Annotated in this window: 27 protein-coding genes; 3 read left to right on the top strand and 24 right to left on the bottom strand. The window is 70.6% G+C overall.

Annotation, left to right across the window (positions count from 1 at the left end; all coding sequences use genetic code 11):
- Positions 1–20 precede the first annotated feature (20 nt).
- Positions 21–455, bottom strand: a complete 435-nt coding sequence (locus BLU82_RS00845) for a hypothetical protein (protein ID WP_157740448.1) — start codon at positions 453–455, stop codon at positions 21–23.
- Between the two features lie 155 nt (positions 456–610).
- Between BLU82_RS00845 and BLU82_RS00840 the strand changes: the two genes are divergently transcribed.
- The 3 genes from BLU82_RS00840 to BLU82_RS00830 are packed head-to-tail and all read left to right on the top strand — an operon-like array spanning position 611 to position 3,324.
- Entirely contained in the window at positions 611–1,624 is a 1,014-nt protein-coding gene (locus BLU82_RS00840) for a cyclic nucleotide-binding domain-containing protein (RefSeq protein WP_092614336.1), read from the top strand.
- Positions 1,621–2,451, top strand: coding sequence for an MBL fold metallo-hydrolase (locus BLU82_RS00835; protein WP_092614333.1), 831 nt, complete (start codon positions 1,621–1,623; stop codon positions 2,449–2,451). The genes BLU82_RS00840 and BLU82_RS00835 overlap by 4 nt, the downstream gene beginning before the upstream one ends.
- Positions 2,452–2,481: 30 nt before the next feature.
- Positions 2,482–3,324: a hypothetical protein gene (locus BLU82_RS00830; protein ID WP_092614330.1), complete on the top strand. Its 843-nt coding sequence runs from the start codon at positions 2,482–2,484 to the stop codon at positions 3,322–3,324.
- Between the two features lie 108 nt (positions 3,325–3,432).
- Here the strand turns inward: BLU82_RS00830 and BLU82_RS00825 are convergent, their stop codons facing one another.
- The 23 genes from BLU82_RS00825 to rplN form a co-directional block, all read right to left on the bottom strand.
- Complete coding sequence (locus tag BLU82_RS00825) at positions 3,433–3,783, bottom strand: hypothetical protein (protein ID WP_157740447.1); 351 nt, start codon at positions 3,781–3,783, stop codon at positions 3,433–3,435.
- 97 nt (positions 3,784–3,880) lie between these two features.
- Complete coding sequence (truA, locus tag BLU82_RS00820) at positions 3,881–4,780, bottom strand: tRNA pseudouridine(38-40) synthase TruA (protein WP_092614324.1); 900 nt, start codon at positions 4,778–4,780, stop codon at positions 3,881–3,883.
- Positions 4,781–4,806: 26 nt separating this feature from the next.
- A complete protein-coding gene (gene rplQ / locus BLU82_RS36085) occupies positions 4,807–5,412 on the bottom strand; it encodes a 50S ribosomal protein L17 (protein WP_092614321.1) in 606 nt (201 codons plus the stop codon).
- A 46-nt stretch (positions 5,413–5,458) separates the two neighbouring features.
- On the bottom strand, positions 5,459–6,472 hold the full coding sequence (locus BLU82_RS00810; protein WP_069110661.1) for a DNA-directed RNA polymerase subunit alpha: 1,014 nt from the start codon (positions 6,470–6,472) through the stop codon (positions 5,459–5,461).
- A 93-nt stretch (positions 6,473–6,565) separates the two neighbouring features.
- A complete protein-coding gene (rpsD, locus tag BLU82_RS00805; RefSeq protein WP_069110662.1) occupies positions 6,566–7,171 on the bottom strand; it encodes a 30S ribosomal protein S4 in 606 nt (201 codons plus the stop codon).
- Positions 7,172–7,203: 32 nt separating this feature from the next.
- On the bottom strand, positions 7,204–7,602 hold the full coding sequence (gene rpsK, locus BLU82_RS00800) for a 30S ribosomal protein S11 (RefSeq protein WP_026877472.1): 399 nt from the start codon (positions 7,600–7,602) through the stop codon (positions 7,204–7,206).
- Between the two features lie 80 nt (positions 7,603–7,682).
- Complete coding sequence (gene rpsM / locus BLU82_RS00795) at positions 7,683–8,060, bottom strand: 30S ribosomal protein S13 (protein WP_069110663.1); 378 nt, start codon at positions 8,058–8,060, stop codon at positions 7,683–7,685.
- Positions 8,061–8,228: 168 nt separating this feature from the next.
- Positions 8,229–8,342 carry a 50S ribosomal protein L36 gene (gene rpmJ / locus BLU82_RS00790; RefSeq protein ID WP_015883600.1) on the bottom strand — a complete coding sequence of 38 codons (114 nt, stop codon included), beginning with the start codon at positions 8,340–8,342 and terminating at the stop codon, positions 8,229–8,231.
- A gap of 66 nt (positions 8,343–8,408) precedes the next feature.
- Positions 8,409–8,630: a translation initiation factor IF-1 gene (infA, locus tag BLU82_RS00785; RefSeq protein WP_026877474.1), complete on the bottom strand. Its 222-nt coding sequence runs from the start codon at positions 8,628–8,630 to the stop codon at positions 8,409–8,411.
- A gap of 224 nt (positions 8,631–8,854) precedes the next feature.
- Positions 8,855–9,313: a DUF1707 domain-containing protein gene (locus tag BLU82_RS00780; protein ID WP_092614318.1), complete on the bottom strand. Its 459-nt coding sequence runs from the start codon at positions 9,311–9,313 to the stop codon at positions 8,855–8,857.
- A 258-nt stretch (positions 9,314–9,571) separates the two neighbouring features.
- Entirely contained in the window at positions 9,572–10,387 is an 816-nt protein-coding gene (map, locus tag BLU82_RS00775; protein WP_370246352.1) for a type I methionyl aminopeptidase, read from the bottom strand.
- An 18-nt stretch (positions 10,388–10,405) separates the two neighbouring features.
- The gene (locus tag BLU82_RS00770) at positions 10,406–10,987 is read right to left on the bottom strand and encodes an adenylate kinase (protein WP_092614312.1); all 582 of its coding nucleotides are present in this window, start codon (positions 10,985–10,987) and stop codon (positions 10,406–10,408) included.
- The gene (secY, locus tag BLU82_RS00765) at positions 10,984–12,288 is read right to left on the bottom strand and encodes a preprotein translocase subunit SecY (RefSeq protein ID WP_092614309.1); all 1,305 of its coding nucleotides are present in this window, start codon (positions 12,286–12,288) and stop codon (positions 10,984–10,986) included. Before secY ends, BLU82_RS00770 begins: the two co-directional genes overlap by 4 nt.
- Positions 12,289–12,460: 172 nt before the next feature.
- The gene (rplO, locus tag BLU82_RS00760) at positions 12,461–12,910 is read right to left on the bottom strand and encodes a 50S ribosomal protein L15 (RefSeq protein ID WP_069110666.1); all 450 of its coding nucleotides are present in this window, start codon (positions 12,908–12,910) and stop codon (positions 12,461–12,463) included.
- A gap of 5 nt (positions 12,911–12,915) precedes the next feature.
- Positions 12,916–13,098: a 50S ribosomal protein L30 gene (gene rpmD / locus BLU82_RS00755; RefSeq protein WP_092614305.1), complete on the bottom strand. Its 183-nt coding sequence runs from the start codon at positions 13,096–13,098 to the stop codon at positions 12,916–12,918.
- Positions 13,095–13,712, bottom strand: a complete 618-nt coding sequence (gene rpsE / locus BLU82_RS00750; protein ID WP_069110667.1) for a 30S ribosomal protein S5 — start codon at positions 13,710–13,712, stop codon at positions 13,095–13,097. The genes rpmD and rpsE overlap by 4 nt, the downstream gene beginning before the upstream one ends.
- 35 nt (positions 13,713–13,747) lie before the next feature.
- Complete coding sequence (gene rplR / locus BLU82_RS00745; protein ID WP_069110668.1) at positions 13,748–14,131, bottom strand: 50S ribosomal protein L18; 384 nt, start codon at positions 14,129–14,131, stop codon at positions 13,748–13,750.
- Positions 14,132–14,134: 3 nt separating this feature from the next.
- Positions 14,135–14,674: a 50S ribosomal protein L6 gene (rplF, locus tag BLU82_RS00740; RefSeq protein WP_069110669.1), complete on the bottom strand. Its 540-nt coding sequence runs from the start codon at positions 14,672–14,674 to the stop codon at positions 14,135–14,137.
- A gap of 20 nt (positions 14,675–14,694) precedes the next feature.
- Positions 14,695–15,102: a 30S ribosomal protein S8 gene (gene rpsH / locus BLU82_RS00735; protein ID WP_069110670.1), complete on the bottom strand. Its 408-nt coding sequence runs from the start codon at positions 15,100–15,102 to the stop codon at positions 14,695–14,697.
- Positions 15,103–15,194: 92 nt separating this feature from the next.
- Complete coding sequence (locus BLU82_RS00730; RefSeq protein ID WP_092614302.1) at positions 15,195–15,380, bottom strand: type Z 30S ribosomal protein S14; 186 nt, start codon at positions 15,378–15,380, stop codon at positions 15,195–15,197.
- 1 nt (position 15,381) lies between these two features.
- A complete protein-coding gene (gene rplE, locus BLU82_RS00725; RefSeq protein ID WP_092614297.1) occupies positions 15,382–15,951 on the bottom strand; it encodes a 50S ribosomal protein L5 in 570 nt (189 codons plus the stop codon).
- Positions 15,951–16,295, bottom strand: coding sequence for a 50S ribosomal protein L24 (gene rplX / locus BLU82_RS00720; RefSeq protein WP_092614294.1), 345 nt, complete (start codon positions 16,293–16,295; stop codon positions 15,951–15,953). Before rplX ends, rplE begins: the two co-directional genes overlap by 1 nt.
- The gene (gene rplN / locus BLU82_RS00715) at positions 16,292–16,660 is read right to left on the bottom strand and encodes a 50S ribosomal protein L14 (protein ID WP_046772624.1); all 369 of its coding nucleotides are present in this window, start codon (positions 16,658–16,660) and stop codon (positions 16,292–16,294) included. Before rplN ends, rplX begins: the two co-directional genes overlap by 4 nt.
- Between the last annotated feature and the right edge of the window lie 2 nt (positions 16,661–16,662).

The raw sequence follows: 16,662 nt of genomic DNA, 5'->3' as shown, positions 1-16,662 counted from the left end.
CTCGACCCGGACCCGAGTCGTTACCGGCTGGGCGCCCGCAGGGTGGCCAGGCCGACGATCCAGCCGGCGAAGATGCCGTAGGTGGCGCCGGACGAGATCAGCGCGAACACCGCCGGCGCGGAGGCGTCGCTCTGGATCAGCCCCATGACCAGCCCGGCGGCGGCCCCGGCGAAGACGACGCTGGCCCAGCCGGTGAGCAGCTGGGCGCCCGCGTTGCCGGTGCGCGGCCAGGCCAGCGCGGTGAGGAACGCCGCCGTGAGGATGACGACCAGCACGGCGCGCAGCACCATCGCGAGCACGTCGCGGGCCGGCGCGTCGAGGGTGAAGTCCCAGGACGGCCAGGCGAGGACGCTGAGGAACAGATCGAGCGCGCCGGTGCCGTTCGCGTTGTCAGCGGCCCAGCTGCCGAACGGCGGGCTGCCGAACACGAACACCAGGACGAGCACCGCGATCACGCCGGCGGCGGTCGTCGACCGAAACCGCGTCGAGACTCCCATACGTCAAGAAATACCCCACGATGATCGCGCTCATGCGGAGGCGTGCCAGCACCCCCGCCGACCGGCCTGTCTGCACCCTGCCCGCCGGCGTCGCCGCTCCCTAGCGTGAACACATGGACACACGTATCGAGGCCACGGCCACCATACTCTCCTGGATTCCGTCCGAGGCGGTCACCGGACTCACCAAGGCCGCCTTCGAGACCGGGTTCACCCACTACGACCCGCCGCCGCCCGACGTCGTCGAGGACCTGGACGGGCTGCACGCCGCGGACCGGTTCCGGTACGCGAACGTGCTGGCCGGCTGGGCCGACGTCGCGGACGGGCGGATCGTCCGGGCCGGCTACGGCGCCTCCGCCGGGGTGCGGATGGGGTCGACGACGGTACGGATCGGGCGGCTCGGCGCGACGTTCGCCGCGGTCGCGCTGCCGGTCCTGCGCCGCGACCCGGAGTACCTGCCCGACGGCAGCGTGCGGCTGACGCAGACCTGCGGCGGCCGGACCGCGCTGCCCGCGCCGCGCGCCGTCCCGCACCCGCCGTTCGTCCAGCTGCGTTCGCCGCTGGTGTGGACGACGCTGACGCTGACCATCCACCCGGACGGCCGGTCCGAGCCGGGCCTGCCCGGCGCCAGCGCGTTCCCGCGGCACTGGGTCTACGACGACGCCGGCGCGCTGGTGCGCAAGTCCGGCCTCACCGACTACTCGGCGTGGGCCGCGCACTCGTTCGGCGCGCGGACGCCGTGGGGCGACGAGGACTCGCCGGCGCTGAGCGTCGAGGTCGAGAGCGCCGCCGAGCGGGTGCTGTCGCGGCTGCTGATGACCGGCGCGGACAAGCCGCGCATCCGCACGCTCGCCGACGGCGACCTGCTGACGCTGCAGGGCGAGCCGGGCGACGAGCTGTACCTGCTGCTCGACGGCGTGCTGCGGGTCGAGGTCGACGGGCGGCGGCTGGCCGAGGTCGGGCCGGGCGCGGTGCTCGGCGAGCGGGCCGTCCTGGAGGGCGGGCGGCGCACGTCGACGCTGGCCGCCGTCACCCCCGTGCGCGTGGCCGTGGCGCCGTCGGCGGCGATCGACCGCGAGCGGCTGGCCGAGCTGGCCGGGTCGCACCGCCGGGAGGACGTGCCGGCGTGAGGATCGTCCTGCACGGCGTCCGCGGCTCCACTCCCGCGCCGGGCGCGGCGTTCGTGCGGACCGGCGGCCACACGTCGTGCGTCTCGGTGACCGTGCGGGACGAGCCGGCGCCGCGGCTGGTGCTCGACGCCGGCACCGGGCTCGCCCACCTGACGGCGCTGCTGGGGGGCGCGCCGTACCGCGGCGACCTGGTGCTCAGCCACCTGCACTGGGACCACGTGCAGGGGCTGCCGTTCTTCCGCTCCGGCGACGTCGACGGCGCCGACGTGCGGCTGCGGCTGCCCGCGCAGGCCGGCGCGTCGCCGTCGGCGCCGGGGTCGGCGGCGGCGCTGCTGGCACGGGCGATGTCGCCGCCGCACTTCCCGATCGGGCCGGACGGGCTGGCCGGGCGGTGGCAGTTCGACGCGTGCGACGCCGGCTGGTTCGCGGCCGGCGGTGCGCGGGTGCGGCTGGCGGACCTGCCGCACAAGGGCGGGCGGACGTTCGGGATGCGGGTCGAGGCGGACGGCGCCTCGTTCGCCTACCTGCCCGACCACGCCGCCGGCGCCGGCGACGGGCCCGCCGTCGCCCTCGTCCGCGGCGTCGACCTACTGCTGCACGACGCGCAGTTCTCCGACGCGGAACGGTACTGGGCCGAGGCGTACGGTCACTCGACCATCGGCGACGCGATCGCGCTGGCCGCCCGCGCCCGGGTCGGGCAGCTGGTGCTGATCCACCACGCGCCCGCCCGCACCGACGACGAGGTGGACGAACTGGCCGCCAAGTACGCCGCGGCCGCGCCCCTTCCCGTCAGCGTCGGCCGCGAGGGCGACGTGCTGGAGCTGTGAACCGCACGATCCGACCAGAGGAGTACCGAAATGCGCCGACACCGTTCCTTCGCCCTGCTGCTCATCACCGCGGCGCTCGCCGGCGGCTGTGCCTCCGACGACCCGGAGACCAGCACCGCGTCAACGTCGACACCGACCTCAGCACCGTCGCCGTCGCCGACGGCAACGGCAGCGGGGTTGTCGTACCTCGGGCTCGGCGACTCGTGGCCGAACGGCGCCCACTGCGGCGGCTGCGAGACGTTCATGGTCCGCTACGCCGACGCGCTCGAGGCCGAGACCGGGCAGGCGGTCGAGTTCGTGGACCGCACGCAACAGGCCCAGCCGTCCAACCCGTCGCTGGGACAGACATCGGCCTCGTTGCTGGCCGAGCTGCAGACGTCCGAGGAGCTCCGCGAGGCCGTCGCCGCGGCGGACGTGATCGTCATCGCCACCGGACCGAACGAGCTCAGCGAGCTGCCGGGGCTGTTCGAGGGCGACTCGTGCGGCGGGCCGGACGGCCTGGCATGCATCCGCCGGCAGGGTGCCCGGTGGCTGACCGCGTTCGACGACATGCTGGTCGAGATCGACTCGCTGCGAGGCGGCGAGCCGACCGTCGTCCGGCTGGTGTCGGCCGGGAACGCGTTCATCGGGGGCCCCGGCCCGTTCGCCACCGACGCCGGCTTCGGCCCGGCCGCGGCCGAGACGTTCTTCGCCGAGCTCACCACGGCGATGTGTGCCGCGGCCGCCGACCACGATGCCGCCTGCGTGGACGTGCGGCCCATTGTGAACGGGCCGGGTCTGGACCAGCCGGGCAACGAGAACTCTCCCGCCGTCATGCAGGGCGTCGCCGACGCGCTGGCGGCCACCGGTCTGGACGAGCTCGTCCCGCGCTGATCATGGACCGGGCAGAGCCGCGCGCACTGACCGCGAGGCCGCCCGGTGCCGGAGCGCGGGGTCTACCACGGCCTCGAACGCCGCCGTTCTTCGCCTCGCGACGAGAACCTACTGGATGCCGTGGCGGCGCAGGATGGCCTCGATGTCGTCGAGCTCGGGATCGCCGGAGGCCTGCTTCTTGCCCTTCTTCGGGCCGGCGTCGACCGCGCCCTTCGGGGCCGGTCCGGACTCGCCGACGGCGCCGGGCTTGGCGGAGTTCTTCGGGACCTCGAGCTTCTGGCCCGCCACGAACAGCAGGCCGGCCACCGCGAGCATGCCGACGCCGATCCAGGCCATCGGCGAGAGCACCAGCCCGACGACGAAGCCGACGATGCCGATGGCGGAGGCACCCATGAGCAGGAAGCCGCCCGCCGCCATCTGCAGCGAGGCCGCCCAGCCCTTGGCCCGTGCCTGTCGCACGGACAGCACGACAAGCCCGAGCCCCAGTGCGGCTACGGCAATCTCGATCGCATCGGTGAACACTCCACCAGGCTACGCGCCCGAGCCGATTTTGCCCTCAGGGATCTCCCCGACCTTCCCCCTCCCCCGGACGGAGGGTGCGGACGCTGCGGGCGGTGGCCGCACGGGCGGCCAGCTCGGCGTCGGGCGGGTAGCCGACGGCCTCGAGCGTCAGGCCGTGCGGCGGGATGACGACGACGCCCGGGTCGCGCGCGCCGGCCGCGAGCACCGTCGCCGGCCAGTCGGCCGGGCGGCGGCCGTCGCCGACGAGCAGCAGGGCGCCGATCATCGCGCGCACCTGGTTGTGGCAGAACGCGTCGGCCTCGACGGTCGCGACGGCCAGGCCGTCGTCCGAGCGCTCCCAGGAGAGCACCCGCAGCTCGCGGATCGTCGTCGCGCCCTCGCGGGGCCGGCAGTAGGCGGCGAAGTCGTGCTCGCCGAGCAGCCCGGCGGCCGCGGCGTTCATCGCGTCGACGTCGAGCGGGCGGTCGTGCCACAGCACGAACCCGCGCAGCAGCGGGTCGGCGCCGTACGCGGTGTCGGCGACGCGGTAGCGGTAGCGGCGCCAGACGGCGGAGAAGCGGGCGTCGAAGCCGGACGGCGCCACGGCGACGCCATGCACCCGGACGTCGCCCGGCAGCACCCCGGCCAGCCGCCGCGTCAGCGCCACCGCCGGCGGCCGGTCCGACCGCCCGGGCGCCGCCGCCCACGCCGTCACCGGGACGTCGACGTGACAGACCTGGCCGCGGGCGTGCACCCCGGCGTCGGTCCGCCCGGCGACGGTGAGCCGCGGCGGGTCGATACGCAGCACCCGGCCCAGCGCCTCCTCGAGCACGCCCTGCACGGTGCGCCGGCCGGGCTGCGCGGCCCAGCCGGAGAAGTCGGTGCCGTCGTAGGCGAGGTCGAGCCGCACACGCAGCAGCCCGCCGTCCCCAGGGGTGGGGTCGGCGGGCTGCATGACGGTGCTGTGCTGTGCCGCGGGGGTCAGGCCTTCTCGGCCGAGCCCTCGGCGTCGTCGTCCTTGGCCTCGTCCGAGGCTTCGGCGGTGTCGGACGCGGCCTCCTCGGAGCCCGCAGCCTCGTCGACCGCGGCCTCGGCCTCGGTCGTCTCGACCTTGGTCTCGTCGGCCGGAGCCTCGGTCGCCTCGGCGGCGGAAGCCGCGGCGGCAGCCGGAGCCGCCGTCTGCGCCGCACGCCGGGTCGCGCTCGTCGCCTCGGTCACGACCTGCTCGGCCAGCGGCTCGACCAGCTCGATGACCGCCATCGGAGCGTTGTCACCCTTGCGCGGGCCGATCTTCACGATCCGGGTGTAGCCGCCGTTGCGGTTCTCGTAGCGCGGGCCGATCTCGGCGAACAGCACGTGCACGACGTCCTTGTCGCGGATCGTGCTGAGCACCTGGCGCCGCGCGTGCAGGTCGCCGCGCTTGGCCTTGCTGATCAGCCGCTCGGCGACCGGGCGCAGGCGGCGGGCCTTGGCCTCGGTCGTGGTGATGCGGCCGTGCTCGAACAGCGCGGTCGCCAGGTTGGCGAGGATCGCGCGCTGGTGAGCCGGCGAGCCTCCCAGGCGAGCACCCTTGGTTGGGGTGGGCATGGTGATCTACTCCTGTGTGGTGGCGGCCGCTACCGGCCGCGCTCGGTCAGTACTGCTCGTCTTCGGCGTAGGACTGGTCGTCGTCGCCGTAGCTGTCGACGGCCGCGGCCGGGTCGAAGCCCGGCGCGCTGTCCTTCAGGCCGAGGCCCATGGTGGCCAGCTTCGCCTTGACCTCGTCGATCGACTTCTGGCCGAAGTTGCGGATGTCGAGGAGGTCGGCCTCGCTGCGGGAGACGAGCTCACCCACGGAGTGGATGCCCTCACGCTTGAGGCAGTTGTACGAACGGACGGTGAGCTGCAGGTCCTCGATCGGCAGCGCGAGGTCCGCGGCCAGCTGGGCGTCGACCGGCGACGGGCCGATCTCGATGCCCTCGGCCTCGATGTTCAGCTCGCGGGCCAGGCCGAACAGCTCGACCAGCGTGCTGCCGGCCGACGCGAGCGCGTCCCGCGGCCGGATCGACGGCTTGGTCTCGACGTCGACGATGAGACGGTCGAAGTCGGTGCGGCCCTCGACGCGGGTCGCCTCGACCTTGTAGGTGACCTTCAGCACCGGCGAGTAGATGGAGTCGACCGGGATGCGGCCGATCTCGGCGTCGGCGCGCTTGTTCTGCACGGCCGACACGTAGCCGCGGCCGCGCTCGACCGTCAGCTCCATCTCCAGCTTGCCCTTGCCGTTCAGCGTGGCGATGTGCAGGTCAGGGTTGTGCACCTCGACCCCGGCGGGCGGCGCGATGTCGGCGGCGGTGACGGCGCCGGGGCCCTGCTTGCGCAGGTACATCACGACCGGCTCGTCGTGCTCGGACGAGACGACGAGGCCCTTGAGGTTCAGGATGACGTCGGTGACGTCCTCCTTCACCCCGGGGATGGTGGTGAACTCGTGCAGCACACCGTCGATGCGGATCGACGTGATGGCCGCGCCGGGGATGGACGAGAGCAGGGTCCGGCGCAGCGAGTTGCCGAGCGTGTAGCCGAAGCCCGGCTCGAGCGGCTCGATGGTGAACCGGGCGCGGTAGTCGTTCAGCGACTCTTCGCTGAGACTGGGACGCTGGGTGATGAGCACTTCTGACTTCCTCTCCGCGACGCCCGCTATATGACTGTCGCGATCAGGGCGCCGTGGCCGGCCCGATGCCGGCCACGGCGATGGTGCGGACTACTACTTCGAGTAGAACTCGACGATGAGCTGCTCCTGCACCGGCGTGTCGATCTGCTGCCGGGACGGGAGCTGGTGGACCAGCACGCGCAGCTGGTTCGGGATGACCTCGAGCCACGCGGGGACCGGGCGGTCGCCGTGGGTCTCGCGGGCGATGATGAACGGCGTCGTCTCGCGGGACTTCTCCCGCACGTCGATGACGTCGTGCAGCGCCACCTGGTACGACGGCACGTTCACCTTGCGGCCGTTGACCGTGAAGTGGCCGTGGACGACCAGCTGGCGGGCGTGCCGGCGGGTGCGGGCCAGGCCCGAACGGTAGACGACGTTGTCGAGACGCGACTCCAGCAGCTGGAGGAGGACGTCACCGGTGCGACCCTGGCGACGGTTGGCCTCCTCGTAGTAGCGGCGGAACTGCTTCTCCAGGACGCCGTAGGTGTAGCGCGCCTTCTGCTTCTCGTGCAGCTGGAGGCGGTACTCGCTCTCCTTCTGCCGGCCGCGGCCGTGCTGGCCGGGCGGGTAAGGACGGCGTTCGTACGCCTTGTCCTCGCCGATCAGGTCGACGCCGAGCCGGCGCGACTTCTTCGTGAGTGGACCGGTGTAACGGGCCATGGTGGTTCAGGTCTCCTCGAGGTCTCGGTGGGTCAGACGCGGCGGCGCTTCGGCGGACGGCAGCCGTTGTGCGCCTGCGGGGTCACGTCCGAAATCGAACCAACCTCGAGGCCGACGGCCTGCAGCGAGCGAATCGCGGTCTCCCGGCCCGAGCCCGGGCCCTTGACGAACACGTCGACCTTGCGCATGCCGTGCTCCTGGGCACGGCGGGCGGCGGCCTCGGCGGCCATCTGCGCGGCGAACGGCGTCGACTTACGCGAGCCCTTGAAGCCGACCTGGCCGGCGCTGGCCCACGCGATCACGTTGCCCTGAGGGTCGGTGATCGAGACGATCGTGTTGTTGAACGTGCTCTTGATGTGCGCGACACCATGAGCGACGTTCTTCTTCTCCTTGCGGCGCACCTTGGTCTGGCGGCCCTTGGCGGGTGGCATGTGTGCGGTACTCCTGTCCGAAAGCTTCTGAGGTCAGCGGTTCGCTGCGCGCGACGGCGTGCGTGACGCCGTCGCGGCACTCACTTGCCGGCCTTCTTCTTGCCGGCGACGGTCTTCTTCCGACCCTTGCGGGTACGGGCATTCGTGTGAGTGCGCTGACCACGGACGGGGAGCCCGCGGCGGTGCCGGATGCCCTGATAGCTACCGATCTCGATCTTGCGGCGGATGTCGCTCTGCACCTCGCGGCGGAGGTCGCCCTCGATCTGGTAGTTGGCCTCGATCCAGTCGCGGAGCTTGACCAGCTCCTCGTCACCGAGGTCCTTGACGCGGATGTCCGGGCTGACGCCCGTTTCCTTCAGCGTCTCCAGCGCTCGGGTACGCCCGATGCCGAAGATGTAGGTGAGTGCTACCTCCAGGCGCTTGTCGCGCGGGAGGTCGACGCCGACGAGGCGTGCCATGCGGTGTTCCTCACTTCGTTCGCGGAGGTGTCTGACGCACCGCGTCTCGGCGATCCTGTGCCGCCGAGCCCCGGCCTCCGCCCGGGGGTGGTCCCTGCCGTGATGAGCAGGGGTGCTGGTGCGTTGTCCTGGGTATTCAGTTGTGTCCGGGCGAGCGGTGCCCGGTGATCAGCCCTGACGCTGCTTGTGACGCAGGTTCTCGCAGATCACCATGACCCGGCCGTGACGGCGGATCACCTTGCACTTGTCGCAGATCGGCTTGACGCTCGGCTTGACCTTCATCGGGGACTCTTTCTTGACGTGTGCCGAGAGTTCGGAGTTGGCCGAAGCCGCCGGCAGAGGTCGTGGTTACTTGTAGCGGTAGACGATGCGACCGCGGGTCAAGTCGTACGGGCTGAGCTCCACCACCACCCGGTCCTCGGGAAGGATCCGGATGTAGTGCTGACGCATCTTGCCGGAAATGTGGGCGAGCACCTTGTGACCGTTGGACAGCTCTACCCGGAACATGGCGTTCGGGAGAGCCTCGGTCACGGTGCCCTCGATCTCGATGACCCCGTCCTTCTTCGGCATGTCCTCCGCACTTCTTCTGTCGGTCGTCTTCCGCCTCGGCACACCACGCCACCGGGAGTCCTGGGAGGGACGGGCGGCGAGCTGTCGCGTGCACCCCGTCCCGGTCGAAGACACGACCGGAACCAGCCGCAGGGCGCAACGAAACAGACCACAGTGGGCCGACCAGAAATTGTACGGTACTGGGCCTACCAGAGGCCAATCGTGTGAGGCAAGCCGACCCGCGGTCACCGTGGCGCGGGCGTCTCCCGGGAACGGTACGCCATCTCCAGGCCGCCGAGCAGCAGGCCCCACGGCCCGGCCACCCACATGGGCCAGAAGTACTCGGGGCCGCCGCCACCGATGCTGACCAGCATCCACACCATGAGGTTGAGGGCCACGACGAAGCCGTAGAACCACCATGCGCCGGTCAGCAGGCCGCGCGCGATGCGCCGGCCCGTGCGGCGCGGCGCCGGGCGCGGCGCGGACAGCGGACGCGGCATGATGCCGGCCGGCTGACGGCGCACCGGGAGGTCGGCGATGACGCGGTCGAGGTCCTGGTACGTCTTCGCCGCGTAGGTCGTCTCGACCCGCAGCAGCAGCTCGTCCTGGCTCAGCCGGCCCTCACCGTGCGCGTCGCGCAGGATCTCGGCCACGCGATCGCGATCGGCGTCGCTGGCGCGCATCTCGAACCGCTCGGCTCCCATGCGCACCAGTATCCGCCGCCCGGCGGGGTCCGCCTATCGGGGTAACCCCCCAGTTCGCCCCGGGGACACCCCCGGGTGCGGCGCCGTCGGCCATGATCACGTCCCCTCGCGGGCGCCTCGGCGACCATCGACGCACATCGTCATGAAGCTCTCGCCGCCCCCGCGCCCGACCATGATGCGTATCGGCGCTCATTGCAAGGGGCAGCGGACGGACCACCCCGGAGAGCAGGCCCATGACGGGCAGCGGTGGCGGACGGGTCAGGCGTGGCGCGAGGTAGCGGCGGCGGGCACGCCGAGGGCCGCCAGCCGCTCGGCGCCGCCGTCGAGGGCGGTGAGGACCCACGGGCCCTCGGGCGTGACGGCGATGCTGTGCTCGAAGTGCGCGGCCCAGGAGCCGTCGTCGGTCTTGACGGTCCACTCGTCGGGCAGGACGTGCGTCTCGGGGCCGCCGAGGGTGATCATCGGCTCGACAGCGAGGCACAGGCCGGGCACCAGCTTCGGGCCGCGCTGGCGGGTGCGGTAGTTCATGACGTGCGGGTCCATGTGCATCGCGGTGCCGATGCCGTGGCCGCCGTACTCCTCGACGATGCCGTAGTCGCCCCGCGCCTCGATGGTCTTCTCGATGGCGGTGCCGATGTCGCGCAACCGCCGGCCGGCCTTCATCGCCGCGATGCCCGACCACAGCGCGTCCTCGCAGTCGGTCAGCAGCCGCGCGACGTCGTCGGGCAGGTCGCCGGAGCCGACGGGCACCGTCACCGCGGCGTCGCCGTGCCAGCCGTCGAGCACCGCGCCGAAGTCGAGCGAGACGATGTCGCCGTCGCGGAACGGCGTGGCGTCGGGGATGCCGTGGACGACGACGTCGTTGACCGAGACGCACACCGTGGCTGGGAAGCCGCCGTAGCCGAGGAAGTTCGACGTGGCGCCGCGGGCGGCCAGCTCGCGCCGGGCGATCGCGTCGAGGTCCTGCGGGGTGGCGCCCGGCACGATGGCCGCGCGCATCACCTCGTGGATCTCGGCGACGACCAGCCCGGCCGCGCGCATGCCGGCCAGCTGCTCCGGCGACTTGATCTCGATGGTGGCTCCTGGAAGACCCTAGTGCGGCTGCGGCGGCTGCTCGATGGCGTCGGCCACCCGCTGCTGCACGTCGTCGACGCTGCCCAGGCCGTCGACCTCGAAGACGAGGCCGCGCTCGCGGTACACCGCGATCAGCGGGGCGGTCTGCTCGAGGTAGAGCTCCTGCCGCTTGCGGATGGTCTCGGGGGTGTCGTCCTCGCGACCCTCCTTGAGCGCCCGCTCGTGCAGCCGTTTGACGACCTCGTCGACGTCGACGTTGAGCACGATGACGTGGTCGATCTCGTGGCCGTGCTCGGCCAGCACCTTGTCGAGGAAGTCGACCTGGGCCAGCGTGCGCGGATAGCCGTCGAGCAGGAAGCCGTCGGCGACGTCGGCCCGCGTGAGGCGGTCGCGGACCACCTCGTTGGTCAGCTCGTCCGGCACGTACCGGCCGGAGTCGAGGTAGCCCTTCACCTGACGGCCGAGGTCGGTCTCGTCGGCGATGTTGGACCGGAAGATGTCGCCGGTGGAGATGGCCGGAACGGCGAACCGCTTCGCCACCAGTTCGGCCTGCGTGCCCTTGCCCGCACCCGGCGGGCCCATGATCAACAGTCGCGTCACCGCAAGAACCCCTCGTAGTTGCGCTGCTGCAGCTGGCTCTCGATCTGCTGCACGGTCTGCAGGCCGACACCGACCATGATCAGGATGGAGGTGCCGCCGAACATGTTGTTGAACGACTGGCCGCCGTCGGCGGGGTTCAGCACGTTGAAGGCCAGCAGTGGCAACAGGGCCACGAGCGCCAGGTAGATGGCGCCGGCCGACGTGATGCGGTTGAGCACGTAGGCCAGGTACTCCTCGGTGGCCCGGCCGGCGCGGATGCCCGGCACGAAGCCGCCGTAGCGCTTCATGTTGTCGGAGATGTCCTTCGGGTTGAACGTGATGGACACGTAGAAGAACGCGAACCCGACGATCAGCAGGAAGTACGCCGCGATGTACGCGGGGTGGGTGCCGCGGGTGAAGTTGTCCTGGATCCAGAGCGCCCAGCCGGACGTCTGGTTGAACTGCGCGGCCAGCAGCGGGATGTAGAGCAGCGACGACGCGAAGATGACCGGGATGACGCCGGCCTGGTTGATCTTCAGCGGGATGTACGTGGCCGAGCCGCCGTACATGCGCCTGCCGACCATCCGCTTGGCGTACTGGACCGGGATGCGCCGTTGTGCCTGCTCGACGAAGACGATGAGCGCGACGACGATCAGCGCGACCACGACGACCAGGCCGAAGACGCCCCAGCCGCGGCTGGTCTGGATGCTCCAGAACATGCTCGGCACGCTGGCGACGATCTGGGTGAAGATCAGCAGCGACATGCCGTTGCCGACGCCGCGGTCGGTGATGAGCTCGCCCAGCCACATGACCAGGCCGGTGCCGGCCGTCATGACGATGATCATGATGGCGGCGGTGGTCAGCGAGTCGTCCTGCAGGACCTCTTCGGGGCAGTTCGGGAAGAACTGCCCGCGGCGGGCCAGCGTGACGATGGTGGTCGACTGCAGCAGCGCCAGGCCGATGGTGAGGTACCGGGTGTACTGCGTGATCTGAGCCTGCCCGGACGCGCCTTCCTTGCGCAGCGCCTCGATGCGGGGGATCACGACCGTCAGCAGCTGCAGGATGATGCTGGCGGTGATGTACGGGATGATGCCGAGCGCGAAGACGGCCAGCTGCAGCATCGCCCCGCCGGAGAACAGGTTGAGCATCCCGTAGATGCCCTCGTTGCCGGCGAGGTCCACACAGGTCCGTACCGCCGGGACGTCGACGCCGGGCGTGGGCAGGACCGAACCGACCCGGAAGATCGCGATGATGCCCAGCGTGAACAGCAATTTCGTGCGCAGGTCAGGTGTACGGAACGCCTGCGCGAACACTCTGAGCACTTCAGGGCCTCCTGCGTGGCCGACGGCGGAGACGACTGCTGGGTCGAAACCGGCGCGGTGGTACGGACGGAAAAGACGGTAACACCGCCGGGTCCGAACGACCGAAAGCGCCTGCCGCCTGGTAAGACGACTAGACGCTCTCGGGACCGTCCGGACTCACGATGCGGAACACCTACACCTCGGTGGCGGTGCCCCCAGCAGCGGTGATCTTCTCCTTCGCGCTGGTGGAGAACGCGTTCGCGTTCACTCGCAGCGCAACCGAGATCTCACCGGTGCCCAGAACCTTGACCGGCTTGCCGGCCCGCACAGCGCCCTTGGCCACGAGGTCGTCGACGGTGACGTCCCCGCCCTCCGGGAAGAGCGACGCCAGCTTGTCCAGGTTCACGACCTGGAACTCGACGCGGAACGGGTTCTTGAACCCCTTCAGCTTCGGCAGGCGCATGTGCAGCGGCATCTGCCCGCCCTCGAAGCGGGCCGGCACCTGGTAACGGGCCTTCGTGCCCTTGGTACCGCGACCCGCGGTCTTGCCCTTCGACGCCTCACCGCGACCCACACGGGTCTTCGCGGTCTTGGCGCCGGGGGCCGGCCGCAGGTGATGCGGCTTCAGCGGCGAGTTGCTCATGCCTCTCAGACCTCCTCGACGGTGACGAGGTGCGACACCGTCTTGACCATGCCCCGGATCTCAGGGCGGTCCTCCTTGACGACCTCGTGTCCGATCCGCTTCAGGCCGAGCGAGCGCAGCGTGTTGCGCTGGGACGACGTCCCGCCGATCGGGCTCTTGACCTGACGGACCTTCAGCTGGCCGCTCATGCCGACGCTCCAGCGGCCTGAGCGCGCAGCAACGCGGCCGGGGCGACGTCCTCGAGCGGCAGGCCGCGGCGGGCCGCCACCTGCTCCGGACGCTCCAGCGAACGCAGCGCCTCCACCGTGGCGTGCACGATGTTGATGGCGTTGGACGACCCGAGCGACTTGCTCAGGATGTCGTGGACGCCCGCGGCCTCCAGGACCGCGCGCACCGGGCCACCGGCGATGACGCCGGTACCGGGCGAGGCCGGACGGAGCAGCACGACGCCAGCAGCCTTCTCACCCTGCACGGGGTGCGGGATGGTGCCCTGGATCCGCGGCACCTTGAAGAACTGCTTCTTGGCCTCCTCGACACCCTTGGCGATCGCCGAGGGCACCTCCTTGGCCTTGCCGTAGCCGACGCCCACGGTGCCGTCGCCGTCGCCGACGACGACCAGAGCGGTGAAGCTGAAGCGACGCCCACCCTGCACGACCTTGGCGACGCGGTTGATGGCGACCACGGTCTCGATGTAGTTGGTCTTGTCCGCACCGTCGCCGCGACGGTTGTCGCGATCGCGACGGTCACGACGATCGCGGCGCTCGCCACCGGCACCGCCACCGCGGCGCTGGGGTTCAGCCATGATGTCCCTCTATCCTCTCGAGATTTCGATCGCTGTCAGAGCTTCAGGCCGCCCTCGCGGGCGCCCTCCGCCACCGCGGCCACCCGGCCGTGGTACTGGTTGCCGCCACGGTCGAAGACCACGGCCTCGACACCGGCCGCCTTGGCGCGGTCGGCGACGAGCTCGCCGACGCGACGTGCCTTGGCGGTCTTGTCGCCGTCGAGCGAGCGCAGGTCGGCTTCCATGCTGGTGGCCGAGGCAAGGGTGCGGCCGGTGGCGTCGTCGACGACCTGGACCACCATGTGCCGCAGCGACCGGGTGACGACCAGGCGCGGACGCTCGGCCGTGCCGGTGACCTTCTTCCGGACCCGCAGGTGCCGGCGGTCCCGGGCAGCCCGCTTGTCGCCCTTCCTGATCTGGCGATTGATCGCGATGCCCATGTGTTACTTACCAGCCTTTCCGACCTTGCGCCGGACGTGCTCGCCCTCGTAGCGCACGCCCTTGCCCTTGTACGGCTCGGGCTTGCGGATCTTGCGGATGTTCGCCGCGATCTCGCCGACCTTCTGCTTGTCGATGCCCTGCACCGAGAACTTGGTGGGCGACTCGACGGCGAACGTGATGCCCTCGGGCGGCTCGACGACGACCGGGTGGCTGAAGCCGAGTGCGAACTCGAGGTTCTGGCCCTTGGCCGTGACGCGGTAGCCGACGCCGACGATCTCGAGCTTCTTGACGTACCCGTCCGTGACACCGGTGACCATGTTGGCGACCAGCGTGCGGGTGAGCCCGTGCAGGGCGCGGCTCTCACGCTCGTCGTCGGGGCGGACGACCTGCAGCGTGCCGTCGTCGCCCTTCTCGACGCCGATGACCTCGGGCAGCGTGTGGTTCAGCGTGCCCTTGGGGCCCGTGACCTTGACCGCGCGGCCGTCGATGTCGACCTGGACGCCGGACGGTACCGGGATCGGGAGCTTGCCGATGCGCGACATGAGTATGCGCTCCTTTCCCGTTACCAGACGTAGGCGAGGACTTCCCCGCCCACACCCTGCTTGGCCGCCGCCTGACCCGTGAGCAGGCCCTGCGACGTGGAGATGATGGCGACGCCCAGCCCACCGAGCACGCGCGGCATGTTCGTCGCCTTCGCGTAGACCCGCAGACCCGGCTTGCTGACGCGGCGGATGCCGGCGATCGAGCGCTCGCGGGACGGGCCGTACTTCAGGGTGAGCTCGAGCGTCTTGCCGACCTGGTCCTCGGCCGGCTCGCGCACGGAGAACCCGGCGATGTAGCCCTGCTGCTTGAGGATCTCGGCGATGTTCACCTTGATCTTGCTGTGCGGCATCGCCACGGTGTCGTGGTGCGCCGTGTTGGCGTTGCGCAGACGGGTGAGCATGTCTGCGATCGGGTCGGTCATGGTCATGTGTGGTTGCCGCTTTCCCGTCGTGGTTTCCGCTGTGCGGACCTGCGACGAACAATGGGTCTGGGGTTCGGGGCTACTACCAGCTTGGCCAATTACCAGCTGGATTTGGTCACGCCCGGCAGCTCGCCGCGGTGCGCCATCTCGCGCAGGCACACCCGGCACAGCCCGAACTTGCGGTACACCGAGTGCGGACGGCCGCACTTCTGGCACCGCGTGTACGCGCGCACGGCGAACTTCTGCTTGCGCGCGGCCTTGATGACAAGCGCCTTCTTTGCCACGTCAGTTCTCCTTGAACGGGAAACCGAGCAGCTTGAGCAGCGCCCGACCCTGGTCGTCGTTGGTCGCGGTCGTGACGACCGTGATGTCCATGCCGCGGACCCGGTCGATCTTGTCCTGGTCGATCTCGTGGAACATCGACTGCTCGTTGAGACCGAACGTGTAGTTCCCGTTGCCGTCGAACTGCTTGCCCGACAGGCCGCGGAAGTCCCGGATACGGGGCAGCGCGATGGTCACCAGGCGGTCCAGGAACTCCCACATGCGGTCGCCGCGCAGCGTCGCGTGCGCACCGATCGGCATGCCCTCGCGCAGCTTGAACTGCGCGATGGACTTGCGCGCCTTGGTGACCTGCGGACGCTGGCCCGTGATGGCCGCGAGGTCGGCGATGGCGCCCTCGATCAGCTTCGCGTCACGAGCGGCCTCGCCGACACCCATGTTGACGACGACCTTGGTCACGGTCGGCACCTGCATGACGTTCGCGATCTGGAACTGCTCGCGCAGCCCCGCGATGATCTCGTCGCGGTAGCGCTGCTTGAGCCGCGGCAGAGCGCGGGTCTCAGTGGTGGTGGTCATCAGATGTCCTCACCGGTGCGCTTGGCGAACCGGACCTTGTTGCCGTTGTCGTCGATGCGGTACCCGACCCGGGTGCCCACCGTCTTCTTCTTGCCGTCGACGTCGGCCTCGACCGCGAGCTGCACGTTCGAGATGTGGATGGGCGCCTCCTGGTGGATGATCCCACCGGACTGCTGCGTACCACGCGCCGTCTGAGTCGGCTTCTGGTGCTTGGTGATGCGGTTGACGCCCTCGACGAGGACACGCTCCTGGCGCGGGTAGGCCGCGATGACCTTGCCCACCAGGCCCTTGTCCTTGCCGGCGATGACGACGACCTTGTCACCCTTCTTGATCTTCATGCTCACAACACCTCCGGAGCGAGCGAGATGATGCGCATGAAACGCTTGTCCCGCAGCTCACGACCGACGGGGCCGAAGATGCGCGTGCCGCGCGGGTCCCCGCCGTCCCTGATGATGACCGCCGCGTTCTCGTCGAAGCGGATGTAGGAGCCGTCCGGACGGCGGCGCTCCTTCACGGTCCGCACGACCACGGCCTTGACGACGTCGCCCTTCTTGACCGCGCCGCCGGGAATGGCGTCCTTGACGGTGGCCACGATGACATCACCGATGCCGGCGTATCGCCGACCGGAGCCACCGAGCACACGGATGCACAAGAGCTCCTTGGCACCGGTGTTGTCGGCGACCCGCAGCCGCGACTCCTGCTGAATCATCT

Origin of the sequence: Jiangella sp. DSM 45060, assembly GCF_900105175.1 — a bacterium.
In the GTDB taxonomy this organism is placed as follows: Bacteria; Actinomycetota; Actinomycetes; order Jiangellales; family Jiangellaceae; genus Jiangella.
This window is presented reverse-complemented; position numbering and strand designations above follow the sequence as displayed.